Annotated in this window: 18 protein-coding genes; 14 read left to right on the forward strand and 4 right to left on the reverse strand. The window is 71.1% G+C overall.

Features of this window, described 5'->3' with window-relative positions:
* Positions 1 to 58: 58 nt before the first annotated feature.
* From MPPM_RS04045 to MPPM_RS27800, 4 genes are all read left to right on the forward strand, one after another.
* On the forward strand, positions 59 to 913 hold the full coding sequence (locus MPPM_RS04045) for an OmpA family protein (RefSeq protein WP_096483947.1): 855 nt from the start codon (positions 59 to 61) through the stop codon (positions 911 to 913).
* A gap of 62 nt (positions 914 to 975) precedes the next feature.
* Complete coding sequence (locus MPPM_RS04050; RefSeq protein ID WP_244573462.1) at positions 976 to 1,938, forward strand: hypothetical protein; 963 nt, start codon at positions 976 to 978, stop codon at positions 1,936 to 1,938.
* Between the two features lie 56 nt (positions 1,939 to 1,994).
* Positions 1,995 to 2,984 carry a hypothetical protein gene (locus tag MPPM_RS04055; protein ID WP_096483949.1) on the forward strand — a complete coding sequence of 330 codons (990 nt, stop codon included), beginning with the start codon at positions 1,995 to 1,997 and terminating at the stop codon, positions 2,982 to 2,984.
* Positions 2,981 to 3,136: a hypothetical protein gene (locus tag MPPM_RS27800; RefSeq protein ID WP_157914107.1), complete on the forward strand. Its 156-nt coding sequence runs from the start codon at positions 2,981 to 2,983 to the stop codon at positions 3,134 to 3,136. Before MPPM_RS04055 ends, MPPM_RS27800 begins: the two co-directional genes overlap by 4 nt.
* 43 nt (positions 3,137 to 3,179) lie before the next feature.
* Here MPPM_RS27800 and MPPM_RS27805 read toward each other — a convergent pair whose 3' ends face one another.
* The gene (locus MPPM_RS27805) at positions 3,180 to 3,329 is read right to left on the reverse strand and encodes a hypothetical protein (RefSeq protein ID WP_157914108.1); all 150 of its coding nucleotides are present in this window, start codon (positions 3,327 to 3,329) and stop codon (positions 3,180 to 3,182) included.
* A gap of 18 nt (positions 3,330 to 3,347) precedes the next feature.
* On the opposite strand from MPPM_RS27805, the gene MPPM_RS04060 reads away from it, so the two are divergent.
* The 9 genes from MPPM_RS04060 to MPPM_RS04100 all read left to right on the forward strand — a co-directional run bounded on the left by MPPM_RS04060 (position 3,348) and on the right by MPPM_RS04100 (position 12,268).
* A complete protein-coding gene (locus tag MPPM_RS04060; RefSeq protein WP_244573463.1) occupies positions 3,348 to 4,112 on the forward strand; it encodes a hypothetical protein in 765 nt (254 codons plus the stop codon).
* Between the two features lie 97 nt (positions 4,113 to 4,209).
* Positions 4,210 to 4,584, forward strand: a complete 375-nt coding sequence (locus MPPM_RS04065; protein ID WP_157914109.1) for a hypothetical protein — start codon at positions 4,210 to 4,212, stop codon at positions 4,582 to 4,584.
* The gene (locus tag MPPM_RS04070) at positions 4,581 to 5,006 is read left to right on the forward strand and encodes a hypothetical protein (RefSeq protein WP_096483951.1); all 426 of its coding nucleotides are present in this window, start codon (positions 4,581 to 4,583) and stop codon (positions 5,004 to 5,006) included. The genes MPPM_RS04065 and MPPM_RS04070 overlap by 4 nt, the downstream gene beginning before the upstream one ends.
* A gap of 19 nt (positions 5,007 to 5,025) precedes the next feature.
* A complete protein-coding gene (locus MPPM_RS04075; RefSeq protein WP_244573464.1) occupies positions 5,026 to 5,340 on the forward strand; it encodes a hypothetical protein in 315 nt (104 codons plus the stop codon).
* Between the two features lie 41 nt (positions 5,341 to 5,381).
* Positions 5,382 to 5,981, forward strand: a complete 600-nt coding sequence (locus MPPM_RS04080) for a hypothetical protein (protein ID WP_244573465.1) — start codon at positions 5,382 to 5,384, stop codon at positions 5,979 to 5,981.
* A 14-nt stretch (positions 5,982 to 5,995) separates the two neighbouring features.
* Positions 5,996 to 7,579, forward strand: a complete 1,584-nt coding sequence (locus tag MPPM_RS04085) for a hypothetical protein (protein ID WP_096487712.1) — start codon at positions 5,996 to 5,998, stop codon at positions 7,577 to 7,579.
* Between the two features lie 101 nt (positions 7,580 to 7,680).
* Positions 7,681 to 10,002 carry a Tex family protein gene (locus tag MPPM_RS04090; protein ID WP_096483953.1) on the forward strand — a complete coding sequence of 774 codons (2,322 nt, stop codon included), beginning with the start codon at positions 7,681 to 7,683 and terminating at the stop codon, positions 10,000 to 10,002.
* Between the two features lie 218 nt (positions 10,003 to 10,220).
* Entirely contained in the window at positions 10,221 to 10,874 is a 654-nt protein-coding gene (locus MPPM_RS04095) for an ABC transporter ATP-binding protein (protein ID WP_017487273.1), read from the forward strand.
* A gap of 149 nt (positions 10,875 to 11,023) precedes the next feature.
* Positions 11,024 to 12,268 carry a KpsE/RkpR family capsule polysaccharide export protein gene (locus tag MPPM_RS04100; protein WP_096483954.1) on the forward strand — a complete coding sequence of 415 codons (1,245 nt, stop codon included), beginning with the start codon at positions 11,024 to 11,026 and terminating at the stop codon, positions 12,266 to 12,268.
* Positions 12,269 to 12,278: 10 nt separating this feature from the next.
* Here the strand turns inward: MPPM_RS04100 and MPPM_RS04105 are convergent, their stop codons facing one another.
* Complete coding sequence (locus tag MPPM_RS04105) at positions 12,279 to 12,995, reverse strand: hypothetical protein (RefSeq protein WP_096483955.1); 717 nt, start codon at positions 12,993 to 12,995, stop codon at positions 12,279 to 12,281.
* 53 nt (positions 12,996 to 13,048) lie between these two features.
* The gene (locus MPPM_RS04110) at positions 13,049 to 13,354 is read right to left on the reverse strand and encodes a hypothetical protein (protein ID WP_096483956.1); all 306 of its coding nucleotides are present in this window, start codon (positions 13,352 to 13,354) and stop codon (positions 13,049 to 13,051) included.
* Positions 13,355 to 13,535: 181 nt separating this feature from the next.
* Here MPPM_RS04110 and flhA point away from each other — a divergent pair, with 181 nt between their 5' ends.
* Positions 13,536 to 15,680: a flagellar biosynthesis protein FlhA gene (gene flhA / locus MPPM_RS04115; RefSeq protein ID WP_096483957.1), complete on the forward strand. Its 2,145-nt coding sequence runs from the start codon at positions 13,536 to 13,538 to the stop codon at positions 15,678 to 15,680.
* A gap of 192 nt (positions 15,681 to 15,872) precedes the next feature.
* Here flhA and MPPM_RS28485 read toward each other — a convergent pair whose 3' ends face one another.
* Positions 15,873 to 16,013 carry a hypothetical protein gene (locus MPPM_RS28485; RefSeq protein WP_173807872.1) on the reverse strand — a complete coding sequence of 47 codons (141 nt, stop codon included), beginning with the start codon at positions 16,011 to 16,013 and terminating at the stop codon, positions 15,873 to 15,875.
* Positions 16,014 to 16,047 lie beyond the last annotated feature (34 nt).

Genomic DNA, 16,047 nt, shown 5'->3' on the forward strand with positions numbered 1-16,047 from the left:
AGTCCAGGGATGAGTGGGACGGGGCCGCGGCAAGGCCCGTGAGACGGAGACGGACGCCATGGGGGCAATCGAACGGAGCGCGCCCGCGCGCGGCGGAACAGCGGTCATCGACGTAGCGACGGCGCGGCTTGCGCGCCTCGCGCTGATGCTGGCGGCGAGCGCGGCGCTTGCCCTCGCGCCCGCCCGCGCCAACCCGCTGACCGAGGTACCGGGCACTCGCCCGCCTGCCGCCGAGGGGGAAGCCGGAGCGGAGGTGCCCCCGGCCCGCGACGAGGCCGCCGAGCGGGCCGAGGCCGGGGCGGTGAACCCCTCGGCCAACGCGATCATCCGCTCGCTCGCGCCCTTCGCCGACGGCAATCCGGGCCGTCCCGCCGCGCCGGTCGCGGTCTCGCCCGGCGACGGCGGCCCGAGTCTGCGGGTCGATCCCGCCCGCTCGGTCGATCTCACCGTGTTCTTCGCCTACGACAGTGCCCGCCTGACGCCGGAGGCGCGCATTCAGCTCGAACCGCTGGGCCAGGCGCTGCAGGCCCGCGAGCTTTCCGGCCACGGCTTCCTCATCGCGGGGCACACCGATGCGGCGGGCGGGCTCGGCTACAACCGGCGCCTTTCGCTCGCCCGCGCCCGCAGCGTGAAGGCCCATCTCGTCGAGACCTACGGCATCGATCCGCGCCGTCTGCGCATCCACGGCTGGGGACCCGTGCGCCCCAAGGACCCGTCCCAGCCCTTCGCGCGGATCAACCGGCGGGTCGAGGTCAGCCTGATCGCGCCCGCGCCGAGCGGCGCCCTGCGCTTCATCCTGCCGGCCTCCGAGCGAACCTGCGCGGCCGACGCGCCGGACGATCCCCGCCGCCGGGTCACGCTCGACCTCGACGATTTCGGCGCGGCACCGACGCCCCTGCCCTGCACCGAGTGAACCGCGCCACACCACCGCCGGCCAACGGCCCAACACACAGCCCGACACACAGGATGACACCGATGCTGCGTACCCGAACGCGTGACCGCCTCCTCGCCCTCGCTCTGATCGGCGGCTCCCTCCTCGGCCTCGCCGCCCAGGTGCAGGCGCAGACCCGGCCCAACATCGTCGTGATGGGCGAGGATGCCGACGAGGATTCGGTGCCCCGCGGCAACCGCATCTTCCAGCGCGTCATCGCCGAACTCTCCGAGACGATGAACCTGCGCGGCTACAACGTCTACGACGAGACGGCGGTGGCGATGGGGATCACCCAGGCCAACCGGGTCCGCCGCCGCGACGCGGAGCTGATCGAGGTCGCCCGCGCGGTCCAGAACCCGCCGCTCGACGTGGTGGCGGTGTTCCAGGTCTACGCCTCGGCCTCGAAATCGGCCTATTCCGACATCGTGCGGCCGGAGGTGCGCATCCCCGGCCGGCTCCTCAACGTGCGCACCGGGCAATCGCTCGGCGCCTTCGAGGTGGCGGGGCTGCAGCTTCCGCCCCTGCCGCAGGGCTGCGACCGGGAATGCCTGCTCGAACGGGTCGGCGCGGAGGCGAAGAGCATCGCCGCCGATGTCGCTACCGCGCTCACGGCCAAGCTCGACGGCGTGATCGCCCCCCGCCGAGCCGCCGATACCGGGGCTCCGCCGGCCGGACTTCCGAACGCCCTGCCCGGCGCCGAGCCTCCGCCCGCCGCGGCCGTCGGGGAATCCTGCGGCGGCCTGCCGACGGCCTATGTCGTGCGCCTCAACGGCTTCTCGCCCCAGGAGGTGCAGGCGGCCGAGGAGTACATGGCCGCCTTCCGCTGCTACGAGCACCACCGCCCGGTGCGCTCGGGCGGGGCCACCGCCGAGTACTGGTACGAGACCCGCTCCGATTCCGCCCGGCTCGGCCGCAACCTGCGCCTGATGCTGGAGCACATGAGCGCGCCGGGGCAGGTCCAGTTCTCCGGCAACACCTTCGTCGTCAGCCGCGTCGCCACCCGCTGATCCCGGTGCCGGATCCCCAGCGACGCCCTTCCGCACGCAGCCTTCGGAGAGACGCCATGACCGATCGCATCCCTCTTCGCCGCCGGTTCGCCCGCCTCGTTCCCAGCCGGTGGGCGCTGCGCAGCCTGCTCGCCGGACTGGTCGCCTCCGCCGCGCCGGTCTTCGCGGCCGAGCCCGTCTTCCCGCCCGCCGGGTCGCTCGGCCTCGCGCCGCCGCCGGGCATGAAGCCGGCCGCGAGCTTCGCGGGCTTCGAGCACCGCTCGGGCGCCTCGATCGTCCTCGTGGAGATGCCGCCGGAAGCCTGGGACCAGATCAACGGGAAGTTCACGCCCGAGGCGCTGGCGCCATCCGGCTTCCGGGTGAAAAGCGGGCCCGAACCGCTGAGCACGGCGGGCGGCGAGGGCTTCGTCCTGCGCGGCACGCAGGGCGCCAACGGGTTGACCTACGCCAAGTGGGTCGCCGTGATCCGCGGCGCCGCGGGCACCGGGCTCGTGACCGTCCAAGTGCCCGAGGCGGCGGCCAAGCAGGTGCCGGCGCCTACGGTCGAGGCAGCGCTGCGCACGATCGCGTTCAGGCCCAAGGCGAGCCTCGCCGATCAAGTCGCCGCCCTGCCCTTCACCGTCGGCGACACCGCCGGCTTTCGCCCGATCGGCGTCTTTGCCGGCAACGGCCTGCTCCTGACCGAGGGGCCGAAGGACGTCGATCCCGAGCGCGAGCAGCCCGTGGTCGTCATCACGCCGTCGCTGGGGCAGGCGCCGGTCCCGGCGGGTGCGGAGACGACTTACGCCCGCCGGCTCTTCGCCGCGCAGAAGGACCTGACGAACGTCGTCGTCACCGACGAGGACCGCAGCACCCGGGGCGACGCGGTCGTGGTCCGCCTTCGCGGCACCGGCACCGACGCCAAGACCGGACGCACGCTCGGCCTGACCCAGATGACGGTGTTCGAGGGCGGGCGCTACCTGCGGGCGATCGGCTTCGCCGATATCGACCGCACCGACGCGCTGGCCCGCGCCGAGCGCGTCGCCGCCTCGGTCGCGATGCGGTGAGCTGGCGCGTCTATCGCCGCGCCCGCTGCGAGGGCGAGGTGGCGGTCTCGTTCACCGGCGGCACCGGCCGCAACGCGGCTGTTCTGATCGGCCTGCTAGTCCAGGCCGGCCGGAGCACCGCCGAACTCACCGACCTGGCAGGGATGGATTGAGGATGCGGGCGAGCCCGCCGACGCCTCGCGGCACGAGGGACCATCAGCGCCGGCAGGCGCCGTCCCGCCACGCGCCACCCGCATCGAGACAGGCATCCTGCGCCAGGACATCGTGCAGGTGCCAACCGGCTGCCGCGACGACGGCCAGCACCAGTGCCGCCACGATCCCTCGCCTGATTCCCTTTCGCACCATTCGGACGAGAGCGCTCCCTTGATCCATTCCCATTCTATCCCCCGGCCGAGCCGCGGGTCACGCGGCCTCGTCCTGGTCGCGCTTCTGGCCGCCACCGGGGCGGCGGAAGCGCAGGATCGCCCGTCGCCCACGAAGAACGAGTGCCGGCGCACGCCCTCGCTCTCGGAGGGGCCGGCTCTCGGCTTCGGTCGGATCGTCGCAGCGGGCCGCACCGCTTTCATCAAGGATGGACTTGCGCAGAATGGCTGCCCCGATGCGAGCGCCGAATGTCGCGAGCGGGCCTATCTCGTCGCCGGCGACCCCGTGATCCTGGGAGAGCGCCGCGGCGGCTATGTCTGCGCCAGCTATCGCGGCGCGAAGGGTGATCTGGCCCGGACCGGCTGGATCCCGGCGGACGCCGTGACGACGGAGCCTCCGCCTCCGGTCGCCCCCGGGGACTGGCTCGGCACCTGGAGCCAGGCCGAGGGACAGATCCGGATCAAGCCCGGCGACAAGCCCGGCACCCTCTCCGTCACGGGCGACGCGACCTGGGGCCTGGGCGACCCCGAGCGGGTGAAGCGCGGCGGGGTCAACATGGGCGAGATCTCCGGCACGGTCACGGCTGCAGGCGACGGGGCCAGCTTCGCCATGGGTGAGAAGGACACGCTGCCGGTCACGAAGGGCGGCGAGTACGATTGCAAGGTCTGGCTGCGGCGGCTCGGGCCCTGGCTCGTGGTGGAGGACAACCTCGCCTGCGGCGGCATGAACGTCACCTTCCGCGGCGTCTACCGGCGCGAACCGTGACGGGGCGAAAGCGATGGGACCCGGCATGACGGAACACGGCCGGCAAACCCTTCGCCGCCTCGGCACCCAAACGCGGCGAGACGTCTCGCACGCCCACATGTCGGACACGAAGTGGCGCAAGCTCCTGTCCGCCCTCGATGAGGCCGGCTTCGGCCGGGCGCGGATCGTCGTGCGGTTCATCGATCGTCCCGAGCCGCGGGTCATGACTCTGCCGAAGCGGGCCGACCTCTGGCCGCCGCGGCCCTACGCTGATTCGATTACGGTCGGCCCGCTCGAGCTGCGCGCCATCACGTGGCTCGAACTGCCCACCCTCGCCCGCTGGCCCAGCGGGGACGGACGCCCCGTACCCACCGTCCCGCAGGACATGGCGCACGCCCGCGCAGTGCTGGAGGCCCTCGGCCGCTTCCCTCTTGAGGAGACGGAGCAGGGCTTGCGCATCCTCGGCTCTAGCGGCCGGCGGAGCGAGAGATGATCCGGTGCGCCCTCCTCGTCGCCCTCGCCGCCGGGCCGGCGCTCGCGGCCTGCTCATTGCCGCCGACGACGATGACGCCAGAGGCCGTCGAGGCCTTTCTCGAAACGCCCCTGCCGCCCGGCCGCCGCGACCTGCGGACCTATACCGAGGCGGGAATCGACCGCCTGGTCCTGCTGCGCCTCGATGCGCCGGAGGCGGAGGCCGACGCCTTCGCCGCGCGCCTCGTACCGGATGGTCTCGAAGCGGGCGCCGATCCGGGGCTCGGTTTGATGAGCACGTCGTTCGAGGGCTGGATCTCGGCACCGCCGGAGGGAAGCTTCGGCGGCAAGAAACAGTTCGACGGGCGGCGGTCGGTGAAGGTCGTCGTCGCGCCGGCCGGACCCGGCTGGCGGCGGATCTGGGTCGCGAGCTTCACCCTGTGATCGGCGGCGGAGGCACACCATGGATGGAAGGAAGCCCTACCGGTTACCGCTGCCGCGATGGGGCCGGCGCATGATGCTCGCCGTGACCGTCCTCGTCTGGACGCCGGCCCTGCTGTTCGCCCTCGGGTTCGCGCTGGCCCATCTCACCGGCTGCCGGGTCGACGAGGGGAGCGCGCATCCCTGCCTCGTCGCCGGCATCGATATCGGCGGGCTGCTCTACACGCTTCTGGTGATGGGCTGGCTGGTCATCCTGCTGCTGCCCTTCATGCTGCTGACGCTCGTGATCTGGCTCGGCATCGGCCTGCGGGCGCTCATCGGCGCGTGGCTGTCGTGACGCGGCTGCCGCGACGCCCGCGCTCCCCGAGTGAATGGAACATGATGGGTCCGAGGCTCTCGATGCCGCAGCTTGCCCGCTTCCTGGCGGTCCTCGCCCTGCTTCCCACCGGCGGCGCAAACGCCGAGGGCAGCGGCTTTGCCGCCGAGCGCGCCTTCCCCGTGGCGGGCGCCTGCTACGGGCGCCGCTACGACGCGGACCACATCGCCCGCCACCCGGGGCAGGTGGTGAGCGCGATCCATCTCTCCGGCTCGTCCCGCGGACTGATCAGGCTGCGTCCGCAGGCCGACCGGATCGATCCGGAGCTCGACCTGACGCTCCGCATCGCTTTCACCGACGGCGGACGGGCCGAGGGCGAGATCGGCTGCGTCGAGACCGGCGGACGCATCCGCCGCTGCGGGCGCGGCGCGAGCTGCGCGGGCAGCTTCGCCGTCGATCTCCTCCCCGACGGCCGGCTGAGGATCGTCAACGACGATGCGGAGTCGCGGCTCGACCGGCCGGTGGTCGGCGCGCCCGGCTTCAGTCCGGACGCGACCTGCCGGGGAAGCGGCCGCTTCGTGCCGCCGGATGCGCAGAACCGCGTCTTCCTCCTCACCCGTCTGCCCCTCTCCGCCTGCGGGCCGCAGCCGACCCGAGATTGATCCCGAGATTGATCATGCGCCCTCACCATCCCGACCTCGCCGCGCCTGTCCCCGCGCGGCTACGGCTACCGACGCACCAGTCCGGGACGCGGACCTGCCTCTTCGGTGCGCTTCTGCTCCTGGCGGCGCCCGCCGGCGCGCAGGTTGCCGGGGCCGGCATCCCCGGAGGGTTCCCGCAGCGGCAGGCGCAGGCGGACGGGCCCGGGATCGACACGCGGTCGCTGCGCGAGACCGCCTCGCCGGCGCAGGAATCGGACACCGGCGCGACGGACCGGCGCTTGCCCTTCGCTTCCTCACCCGACCTGCGCCGGGCGACGGTGGAGCGGCACCTGCGGAGCCTGCGCGCGACGAATCCGATCGCGGCGGCCGAGGCCGGCCGGGAACTCGCGAAGTACGATTACGACGCGATCTTCCGCAGCTTCCTCGACGGCACCGGCCTCGATTCGGAGGATGCCGGCGACGTGCTCACCGCCTTCATCGTCCTGCAATGGATGGTCGCCAACGACGCGACCGCCGAGCCGAGCCCGGCGGCGCTTCAGGCGATCCGCCGCCGCTTCGTGCTGCCGATGGCGGACAAGCCGCCGCTGTCGCAGCCGGCGAACCGGGCCGCCTTCGCCGAGCAGGTCAAGCTGCGCGCGGTGCTGCACCACGCCGGCTGGAAGGCGGCGCGGCAGCTCGGCGTCATGCCCCGCTTCCTCGCCACCCTCTCGAACGAGTTCATTCCAGCCGCGAAGTTGCAGGCGCTCGCGCTGACCGAGGACGGTCTGGTGTCCAAAGGGCGGTCGACGGGGCCGGCGGGCGCCCGGCCGTCGCGCGAGCCGTCGGAGCCATCGCCGCCGACGGTCTCGACGGACGCGGCCCCGCCCCCCAACGATCCCCGGCCGGCCTCACCGCTCTCTGCCGGAGCGCTTGCGGATGCCTCGACCCCGCCGCGCCACGCCGGCAACTGGGATGCCGTCGAGGGCGTGTACTTCCGTTCCACCACGGGCGTCGGTGTCGGCGGCATGGTGACGATCGATTTCGAGCCGCTGATCGTCCTCACCGACGGGACGTATTACGAGATCGACGACACGGCGCTGGAGGATGTCGATCTCGCCGCCGAGCGAAGCGCGAAGCCCCGCCGCTTCGGCCGCTGGACCCGCAAGGGCCGGGGCTTCGTGCTGACGGGCGTGGACGGCAAGCCGGTCGATTACGCCCCGGGCGACGGCAGCTTCTTCCGGGCCTTCCCGGCCGGGGCCGACGAGCGCGTGGCGCGCTCCTACCGGCGCCTGTCGGGCGGCGGCAACAGCGCCATGGGCGGCGACGTCGCGGTGGCGGTCGAGAGCCGCTACGACTTCAAGGCGGACGGCCGCTACGGGCGCGGCGGCTCCGTCGGCGCGGTCAATTCCGGGGCGAGCACCGGCGTCGGCACGGCAATGGGCCGGCGCCGCGCACCCGAGGGCGGGCAGTACCGGCTCGACCGCCATACCCTGACGCTGACCGGCGCCGACGGGCGCAGCCGGCGCCTGTTCTTCGCCTTCGGCTCGCAGAAAGACCCGCCCGAGGTCGATCGCGACATGCTCTTCATCGGCGACAGCGTCTTCAGCTCGGACGACTGAGCCCGCTCTCGGTGGGGCCGACGCCGCTTGCGCCGTCGGTCTCAATCGGAGAAGGACGGCCGCTCCGACCATCCCTGCCACCATGATCGAGGCCCGATCCCGTGAAGAGCGTGAACCTCCTGATCGCCGAGGAACTCGGCGTGCGCGAGGCGCAGGTGGCCGCCGCCGTGGACCTGCTCGACGGCGGCTACACCGTTCCGTTCATCGCCCGCTACCGCAAGGAGGCGACCGGCTCGCTCGACGACGCGCAGCTCCGCAGCCTGGAGGAGCGGCTGGGCTACCTGCGCGAGCTGCGTGATCGGCGCGCCAGCGTCACTGAGAGCATCCGCGCCCAGGGCAAGCTGACGCCGGAACTCGCCGCCGCCATCGCGAGCGCCGACACCAAGGCGCGGCTGGAGGACATCTACCTGCCGTTCCGGCCCAAGCGCCGCAGCAAGGCACAGACCGCCCGCGAGGCTGGGCTCGCGCCGCTGGCCGAGACCCTGCTCGCGCGGCCGGAGACGGTGCCGGAGCGGGCGGCGCAGGGCTTCGTCGATCCGGGCAAGGGGATCGAGACCATCGAGGCAGCCTTGGAAGGCGCCCGGGCGATCCTGATCGAGCGCTTTGCCGAGGATGCCGACCTGATCGGCCGCCTGCGCGAGGATGTCTGGCGCGGCGGCGAGGCGGTGTCGAAGCTGCGCAAGGGCAAGGAGGCGGCGGGCCAGAAGTTCTCCGACTACTTCGACTGGCGCGAACGGCTGGAGCGCATGCCCTCGCACCGGGTGCTGGCCCTGTTCCGCGGCGAGAAGGAGGAGGTGCTCGATCTCGCCTTGACCGTCGAGGGTGAGGACTCCCCGGCCGGCGTGCCGGGGCCGTTCGAACTCGCGATCTGCCGCCGGTTCGGCGTCGCCGCACGGGGACGGCCGGCGGATGCGTGGCTGCTCGAGACCGTCCGCATCGCGTGGCGTTCCAAGATCCGCACCGGCATCAAGGCGGATCTGCGCGCCCGCCTGTTCGAGCGGGCGGAGGAGGCGGCGGTGAAGGTCTTCGCCGGCAATCTCAAGGACCTGCTGCTGGCCGCCCCCGCGGGCGGTCGCGCGACCCTCGGGCTCGATCCCGGCTACCGCAACGGCGTGAAGGCGGCGGTGGTGGACCGCACCGGCAAGGTGGTGGCGGTCGAGACCACCTACCCGCACGAGCCGCAGCGGCGCTGGAAGGAGGCGGTGGCCGCGCTGTCCCGGCTCTGCCGCCAGCACGGCGTCGAGCTGATCGCCATCGGCAACGGCACCGCCTCGCGCGAGACCGACCGGCTCGCCGCCGAGATCCTCGCCGCCAACCCGGATCTGAAGATGGCCAAGGTCACGGTGTCGGAGGCCGGCGCCTCGGTCTACTCGGCCTCGGCCATCGCCACCCGCGAATTGCCGGACCTCGACGTGTCGCATCGCGGCGCCGTCTCCATCGCCCGGCGCCTGCAGGATCCGCTGGCGGAACTGGTGAAGATCGATCCGAAATCCATCGGCGTCGGCCAGTACCAGCACGACGTCACCGAGCAGAAGCTGTCGCGCTCCCTCGAAGCGGTGGTCGAGGACGCGGTGAACGCCGTCGGCGTCGACGTGAACACCGCCTCCGCGCCGCTGCTCGCCCAGGTCTCGGGGCTCGGCGCATCGGTGGCCGACAAGATCGTCGCCCATCGCGACGCCAACGGTCCGTTCCGCACCCGCGCCAGTTTGAAGAAGGTACCGGGCCTCGGCGCCAAGACCTTCGAGCTCGCGGCGGGCTTCCTGCGCATTCCCGACGGCGAGGACCCGCTCGACCGCTCCGGCGTCCACCCCGAGGCCTATCCGGTGGTGCGGCGCATCCTGGAGGCGACGAAGAGCGACATCCGGGTGCTGATCGGCAATGCCGCGGCCCTGCGCCCGCTCTCGCCGGCCGCCTTCGCCGACGAGCGCTTCGGCGTGCCGACGGTGCGCGACATCATCGCCGAGCTGGAGAAGCCCGGCCGCGATCCGCGCCCCGCCTTCAAGACGGCGAGCTTCCAGGAGGGCGTCGAGACCATCGGCGACCTCAAGCCCGGCATGCAGTTGGAGGGCGTCGTCACCAACGTCGCCGCCTTCGGCGCCTTCATCGATATCGGCGTGCACCAGGACGGGCTCGTTCACATCTCGGCCATGGCCCGCAAGCGGATCGCCTCGCCGTCCGAGGTGGTGAAGACCGGCGATGTTGTGCGCGTGCTGGTGCTGGCCGTGGACGTGCCGCGCAAGCGCATCTCGCTCTCGATGCGGCTCGACGACCCCATCGACGGGACACCGGCATCGGCACCGCGTAGCGGCGCTGCCCGCTCCGAGACGCGGCCGCCGCGCCCCGCGCCCGCAGCGCCACCGCAGGACGGTGCCCTCGCCGACGCGCTCCGGCGCGCCGGCGTCGCGTCGCCGAAGCGCTCGTGAGCGACGAACGGCGATCCGGCAGTCGAGCCGCCTGCATCCGGTGACAGACGCGGACGGCATCCGCAGATTCGCCGCTTTTTCCGGCTTTGTGCCCGGCGCAAGGTGCCGGGCCTCGTCTCTCGCGCCAGTTGTCGGCGGCGGCGCGGCGGGTGTTCGGCGGGGGGGCTCCGATGCTGCGGGGCCGGCCCGCATCGTTCGCCGACGGAGCCCATCGAACCGTGATCCGCTTCGAGAACGTCACCAAGGTCTATTCCACCTACGGGCGGCGGCGCACGATCCTCGACCGGGTGAACTTCACCCTGAAGCCCGGCATCAGCTACGGCATCATGGGGATCAACGGTGCCGGCAAATCGACGACGATGAAGCTCATCTCCGGTGTCGAGGAACCGACCCGCGGCCGCATCTCCCGGGGCCTGCGCGTGTCCTGGCCGCTCGGCTTCGCGGGCGGCTTCAACCCGAGGATGACGGGACGGGACAACGTCATCTTCGTCGCCAGGATCTACGGGGAGGATCCGCGCCGCGTGCTCGAATTCGTCGAGGACTTCTCCGAGCTCGGCAGCTACCTGAACATGCCGGTGAACACCTACTCCTCCGGTATGGGCTCGCGGCTCGCCTTCGGGATGAGCATGGCGATCCCCTTCGACACCTACCTCATCGACGAGACGCTCTCGGTGGGCGATGCGCGCTTCCAGAAACGCTGCGCGGACGTGTTCAACAAGCGGCGCGAGACCGCGGACGTGATCCTGATCTCCCACAGCATGGAGCAGATCCGCGAATACTGCAGTCAGGCCCTCATCCTGATCAACGGGCAGGCGGTGGTGTACGACGACGTCGACGAGGCGATCACGGCCTATCGCCGCCTGAACAGCTAAAGGACGGCCGCTTCGGCCTTCCGGGCCGCTCTCGTCAGCGGATCGGACACGCTTTCGCCGCGAGGGCGGGTCACAGACGAAATCGTGCGGTCCGCCGCGGCTCCCGACGCCGCGCGGCAGACCGCCTGGGGCGTGCGGGCACCGAGACCATGAGCACCGAGATCAGCAGTCCGAGCGGCGCACCGCTGACCACCGCCGACCGCTCGACCGCCGTCGCGGAATCGCTCAAGCGGTTCGCACGCATCGCGCGGCAATCCGATCACAAGAAGGGCATCCGCGCCTACCAGACGCATATCCGGCGCGATCCTTGGATCCCGGTCCTCTTCGTCGTCCTGTTCCTGCTGCCGACGCTCGTTACTTCCGGATACTACTATCTCATCGCCTCGGACCGCTACATCACCGAGGCCCGCTTCGCCCTGCGGCCGGCGCTCGGCAGCGTCGACAAGGTCCAGAGCGACGAGACGGGCAGCAACAGCTCGATGTCCAAGCAGATGATCGCTCAGGACACGCTGATCACGATCAGCTACATCGCCAGCCGGCAGATGGTCGAGGCGATGGAGCGGCAGATGCCGCTGCGGGAGATGTTCTCGCGCGACGGCATCGACTTTTTCTCGCGCTTCGACGCCAACGAGCCGATCGAGCTGTTCCTGCGCTACTGGCACAAGCGCGTCACGACGAAGGTCGACTCGAACGGCGGCATCGTCACCCTGAATGTCGCCGCCTTCGATCCGGAGGAATCCTACCGGCTCGCCCGCGCTTTAATGGAAGAGAGCGAGCGGATGGTGAACGAGCTCAGCGTCAGGGCGCGCAACGCCGCCCTCGCCGAGAGCACGCGCGAGCTCAAGAATGCCGAGGAACGCCTTCTCACCGTGCAGCGCGCCATGCGCGACCTGCGAAACCGCGCCGGCGTTCTGGATGCGCAATCGGCCAACAAGAACAATCTCACGGTCATCGCGGAGCTGCGCAAGAAGCGCATCGAGCTCTCCGTCCAGCTCAATCAGAGCCTGCGCGACCTCGCCCCCGAACGGCGGCAGATCCAGGACCTGAAGGCACAGATCCAGGATCTCGACGACAACATCGAGAAGATCGAACGGCAGATGACCAGCACCGATCCGGAGCAGCGTCGCCTGCTGTCGGAGGCGATGACGGAGTTCGAGGGGCTGGAGAACGAGCGCAAGAACGCGCAGCTCTATTACAACAAGGTACTGGCCGCGAGCGAGCAGGCGCGCATCATCGCCAACCGCCAGATCGAATTCTTCACGCCCGTGGTCAACCCGGTGGTTCCCATCTCGGCGATCGAGCCGCGCCGCCATCTCATCACCAGCATCGTCGCGCTGGTGGCGATGGCGGTGTTCGGCTTCAGCGTCGTGATCCGGAAGTATCTCTACAGCTGATCCGGCCGGTTCAGGCGATCTCGCTCGGGGGACGGCGGGTCGGGTGGGGCGCCGTGGGATCGGCCGGGGTGCCCGGCTCGGGCGCCAGGGCCGGCTCCGGAACCGGCGCGGGCGTTGCGGTGGCCGGCGGTGCCCCGGTGGTGCCACCGGTCCATCCTTGCGCCCGCCATCCCTCGGCACGCTCATCGAGATCGATGGCTCCGCCGCGCTGCATCAGCGCGATGACCCGGTCGGCGATGTCCCCGTCGGCCCGAACGGTGACCAGGGTGCCGCCGCGGCGGATCCCCTCGGCATAGGTTTCGGCATCGGCGCCGCTTAGGCCGGCACCGGTCAGGGCGCCGATCAAGCCGCCCGCGGCCGCTCCGACGCCGGCGCCCGACAGAGCCGCAACGAGCCATCCCGCGGCGATGACCGGACCGGCGCCGGGGATCGCCAGAAGGCCGAGGCTCGCGAGCAGTCCGGCGCCACCACCGAGCACGGTGCCGACGGTGGCACCGGCGCCCGCCCCTTCCGCCGCCGAGCTCTCGTGCCCGCCGCCGGCAACAGAGGTCGCCGCATCCGGCGCGTCGGCCGAGGGACCGGGCAGCGAGCCGGCCGGCCGATCCGCCGCGTCCAGGGACACGATGCCGATATCCGCCCGCGTCACGCCCGCCGCCTCGATGCGGTCGATGACGCGGGCGGCGTCCTCCTGGCTGTCGAACAGGGCGGTGACGGCGCGTGCTGCCATAGATCGTTCCTCTCGTCTGTCTCAGGGCTCGACGGGCCAAAACCCGGCGTGCCTCACTCGGCGGCGACTTCGCCCCGGTAATCCATGCCGACGCGCAGCGTACGGCCGGCATGCTCGGCCCGCCCGCGCCAGATGCCCTGTTCGTCGAGTCGCAGGTCGGCGACGTCGGGAAATCCCATTTCGGCAAGCCGGGCTCGCACCTGCGCGGCCGTGAAGCTGTTGGCACCGGGCTGGAGCCGCGCCCCCACCGCCCCGTGCGCGCGCTCGGCCGGGCTCACGGCCGGTGCCGCGGGCTCCGGCGCGGCCTGGACCGATACCGGCACCAGCAGGGCAACACAGACAAGGGGAAGGAGACGCATGAGCGAGGCCCGTCCGCGGGGTCCGGAGCCGAGCGCCAGACCGATTGCCTGACCAAACCCTGTCGCCGGCCGAGGTTCCGCCCTCTCGGCGTTAACGCCTCGCTAACCGTAGACCCGGCAAATCCTGCCGGGTGCGGACCTGCGGATGGGCCGCGCGATTCGACTTCGAGGACTCGACGCGATGAGCGAAGCGGCCAAGGCCGTACCGGCGGGTGCAGGCGGGCTCGGCGGCCTGTCATCCCTGCGCATGCCGAGCCGGTCGAACCTGCAGGCGCTGTCGAAACGTTCGGACCTGTTCTTCGCCACCGCGGTGATGGGCATCCTCGTGGTGCTGATTTTCCCGCTGCCGGCCTTCCTGCTCGACCTTCTGCTCGCCGTCTCGATCATCATCTCGGTCCTGATCATGATGACCGGGCTGTTCATCGACAATCCGCTCGAATTCACCGTCTTTCCGACCCTGCTCCTCATCGCGACCATGCTGAGGCTGGCGCTCAACCTCGCATCGACCCGGCTGATCCTGGGCCACGGCCACGAGGGGACGGCGGCGGCCGGCCACGTCATCGAGGCCTTCGGGCACTTCGTGATGGGCGGCAACTTCGTGATCGGGATCATCGTCTTCGCGATCCTGATCATCGTGAACTTCGTCGTCATCACCAAAGGCTCCGGCCGCATCGCCGAGGTGGCCGCCCGCTTCACCCTCGACGCCATGCCCGGAAAGCAGATGGCGATCGATGCCGATCTCTCGGCCGGCCTGATCGACGAGAAGACGGCCAAGGCGCGGCGCTCCGCGCTCGAAGAGGAATCCTCGTTCTTCGGCGCCATGGACGGCGCCTCGAAATTCGTGCGCGGCGACGCCGTGGCGGCGCTGCTCATCACCGGCATCAACGTGGTGGGCGGCATCATCATCGGCGTCGCCCAGCAGGGACTCGGCTTCGCCGAGGCCGCCAAGACCTACACGCTGCTCACCATCGGCGACGGGCTGGCCTCCCAGGTGCCGGCCCTGATCGTCTCGACGGCCGCCGGCATCCTCGTCTCGAAGGCCGGCGTGAAGGGCTCGGCCGACAAGGCGCTCGGCAAGCAGATGGCGAACTATCCCAAGGCGCTCGGCATGTCGGCCGGGGTCATGCTGCTGATCGCGCTGCTGCCCGGCATGCCGATGCTGCCCTTCCTCGCGCTCGGCGGCGCCGCCGGCTACGCGGCGTGGCGCATCGCCAAGACGCAACGGGAAAACCCGCCAGCGGCAGCCGAGGGCACGCCCGGCGCCGGCGCCGCTCCCGGCGCGGCGCCGGCCGAGGAAACCGTCACCGACCTGCTCAAGCTCGACGACCTCAAGCTGGAGATGGGCTACGCGCTCCTCGCCCTCGTCAACGGCGAGGGCCAGGACCGGCTCACCGACCAGATCAAGGCCCTGCGCCGCCAGCTCGCGTCGGAACTCGGCATCGTGATGCCCTCGGTGCGCATCCTCGACAACGTCAGTCTCGAGGCCAACACCTACGTGGTGCGCGTCAAGGAGATCGAGGCCGGCACCGGCCAGGTCTTCCCAGGCCAGTTCATGGCGATGGACCCGATGGGCGGGCAGGTGCAGCTGCCCGGCCAGCACCTGCTCGAGCCGACCTTCGGCCTGCCCGCGACCTGGATCGATGCCGGCCTGCGTGATCAGGCCCAGCTCAAGGGCTACACCGTGGTCGATGCGGCCACCGTGATCTCGACGCACCTGACCGAGCTGATCAAGGCCCACGTCTCGGAGCTCCTGAACCACGTCGAGGTGCAGAAGCTGCTGCGCGAGCTGCCCAAGGATCACACCGAACTGCTCAAGGAAGTGGTGCCCTCGCAGATCGCCACCACCGGCATCCAGCGGGTGCTGCAATTGCTGCTCGCCGAGCGGGTCTCGGTGCGCGATCTCGGCTCCATCGTCGAGGGCATCGCCGAGGTCGCAGGGCATGTGAAGAACCCGCGCGACATCGTCGAGCATGTTCGCGCCCGTCTCGGCCGCCAGATCTGCGCGCAGTATCAGGGGCCGGACGGGACGCTGCCGATCATCACCCTGTCGCCGGCCTGGGAACAGGCCTTCCTCGAATCGATCGTCGGCGAGCGGGAAGAGCGCTACCTCGCGATGCAGCCCTCGAGATTGACGGAGTTCGTGAACACGGTGCGGGACCGCTTCGAGCAGGCGGCGCGCATGGGCGAGATGCCGGTGCTCGTCACCTCGGTCCAGGCCCGGCCGTTCGTCCGCTCGATCATCGAGCGCTTCCGCCGCGAGACCCCGGTGATGAGCCAGGCGGAGATCCATTCCCGTGCCCGCCTGCGAACCGTCGGTTCGGTGTGATGGACGTCAGGGTCGCGCTGCCGCCAGCGGGCGCGATGACGCGACCCACCCCGGCACGTACGGCAAAGAGCCGAGCCCACCCTCAGGCAAGGGCGGGCTCGGCTCCGAATCGTGCGGCGATGTTTTTTGGAAGGTCGGATCGGGCTTCCAGCCGTCCGGACCAGCGACGGTCCGCTTCGGGTCAGCGGCCGGTCAGGCGTGTCCCTCGATGGCGCGCAGGACGGCGACCATCTGGTCGGCCTGCGAACGCGTGAGTCCGCTGCTGATGATCGTGCCGTTGCGGCAGATCGAGCAGGTGCCGTCTTCGGCAACCCTAATCTTGATCGAAGCCATGATGTCCATCCGGGGGCCGGGATGGTCCCCCAAT

Source organism: Methylorubrum populi, from assembly GCF_002355515.1.
GTDB classification, from domain to species: Bacteria; Pseudomonadota; Alphaproteobacteria; order Rhizobiales; family Beijerinckiaceae; genus Methylobacterium; species Methylobacterium populi_A.

What these genes read in the sequence shown, in the direction of transcription:
- MPPM_RS04045 (WP_096483947.1), top strand. Translation starts at nt 59, where the DNA reads ATGGGGGCAATCGAACGGAGCGCGCCCGCGCGCGGCGGAACAGCGGTC.
- MPPM_RS04050 (WP_244573462.1), top strand. Translation starts at nt 976, where the DNA reads ATGCTGCGTACCCGAACGCGTGACCGCCTCCTCGCCCTCGCTCTGATC.
- MPPM_RS04055 (WP_096483949.1), top strand. Translation starts at nt 1,995, where the DNA reads ATGACCGATCGCATCCCTCTTCGCCGCCGGTTCGCCCGCCTCGTTCCC.
- MPPM_RS27805 (WP_157914108.1), bottom strand. Translation starts at nt 3,329, where the DNA reads ATGGTGCGAAAGGGAATCAGGCGAGGGATCGTGGCGGCACTGGTGCTG.
- MPPM_RS04065 (WP_157914109.1), top strand. Translation starts at nt 4,210, where the DNA reads ATGTCGGACACGAAGTGGCGCAAGCTCCTGTCCGCCCTCGATGAGGCC.
- MPPM_RS04070 (WP_096483951.1), top strand. Translation starts at nt 4,581, where the DNA reads ATGATCCGGTGCGCCCTCCTCGTCGCCCTCGCCGCCGGGCCGGCGCTC.
- MPPM_RS04075 (WP_244573464.1), top strand. Translation starts at nt 5,026, where the DNA reads ATGGATGGAAGGAAGCCCTACCGGTTACCGCTGCCGCGATGGGGCCGG.
- MPPM_RS04080 (WP_244573465.1), top strand. Translation starts at nt 5,382, where the DNA reads ATGATGGGTCCGAGGCTCTCGATGCCGCAGCTTGCCCGCTTCCTGGCG.
- MPPM_RS04085 (WP_096487712.1), top strand. Translation starts at nt 5,996, where the DNA reads ATGCGCCCTCACCATCCCGACCTCGCCGCGCCTGTCCCCGCGCGGCTA.
- MPPM_RS04100 (WP_096483954.1), top strand. Translation starts at nt 11,024, where the DNA reads ATGAGCACCGAGATCAGCAGTCCGAGCGGCGCACCGCTGACCACCGCC.
- MPPM_RS04105 (WP_096483955.1), bottom strand. Translation starts at nt 12,995, where the DNA reads ATGGCAGCACGCGCCGTCACCGCCCTGTTCGACAGCCAGGAGGACGCC.
- MPPM_RS04110 (WP_096483956.1), bottom strand. Translation starts at nt 13,354, where the DNA reads ATGCGTCTCCTTCCCCTTGTCTGTGTTGCCCTGCTGGTGCCGGTATCG.
- flhA (WP_096483957.1), top strand. Translation starts at nt 13,536, where the DNA reads ATGAGCGAAGCGGCCAAGGCCGTACCGGCGGGTGCAGGCGGGCTCGGC.
- MPPM_RS28485 (WP_173807872.1), bottom strand. Translation starts at nt 16,013, where the DNA reads ATGGCTTCGATCAAGATTAGGGTTGCCGAAGACGGCACCTGCTCGATC.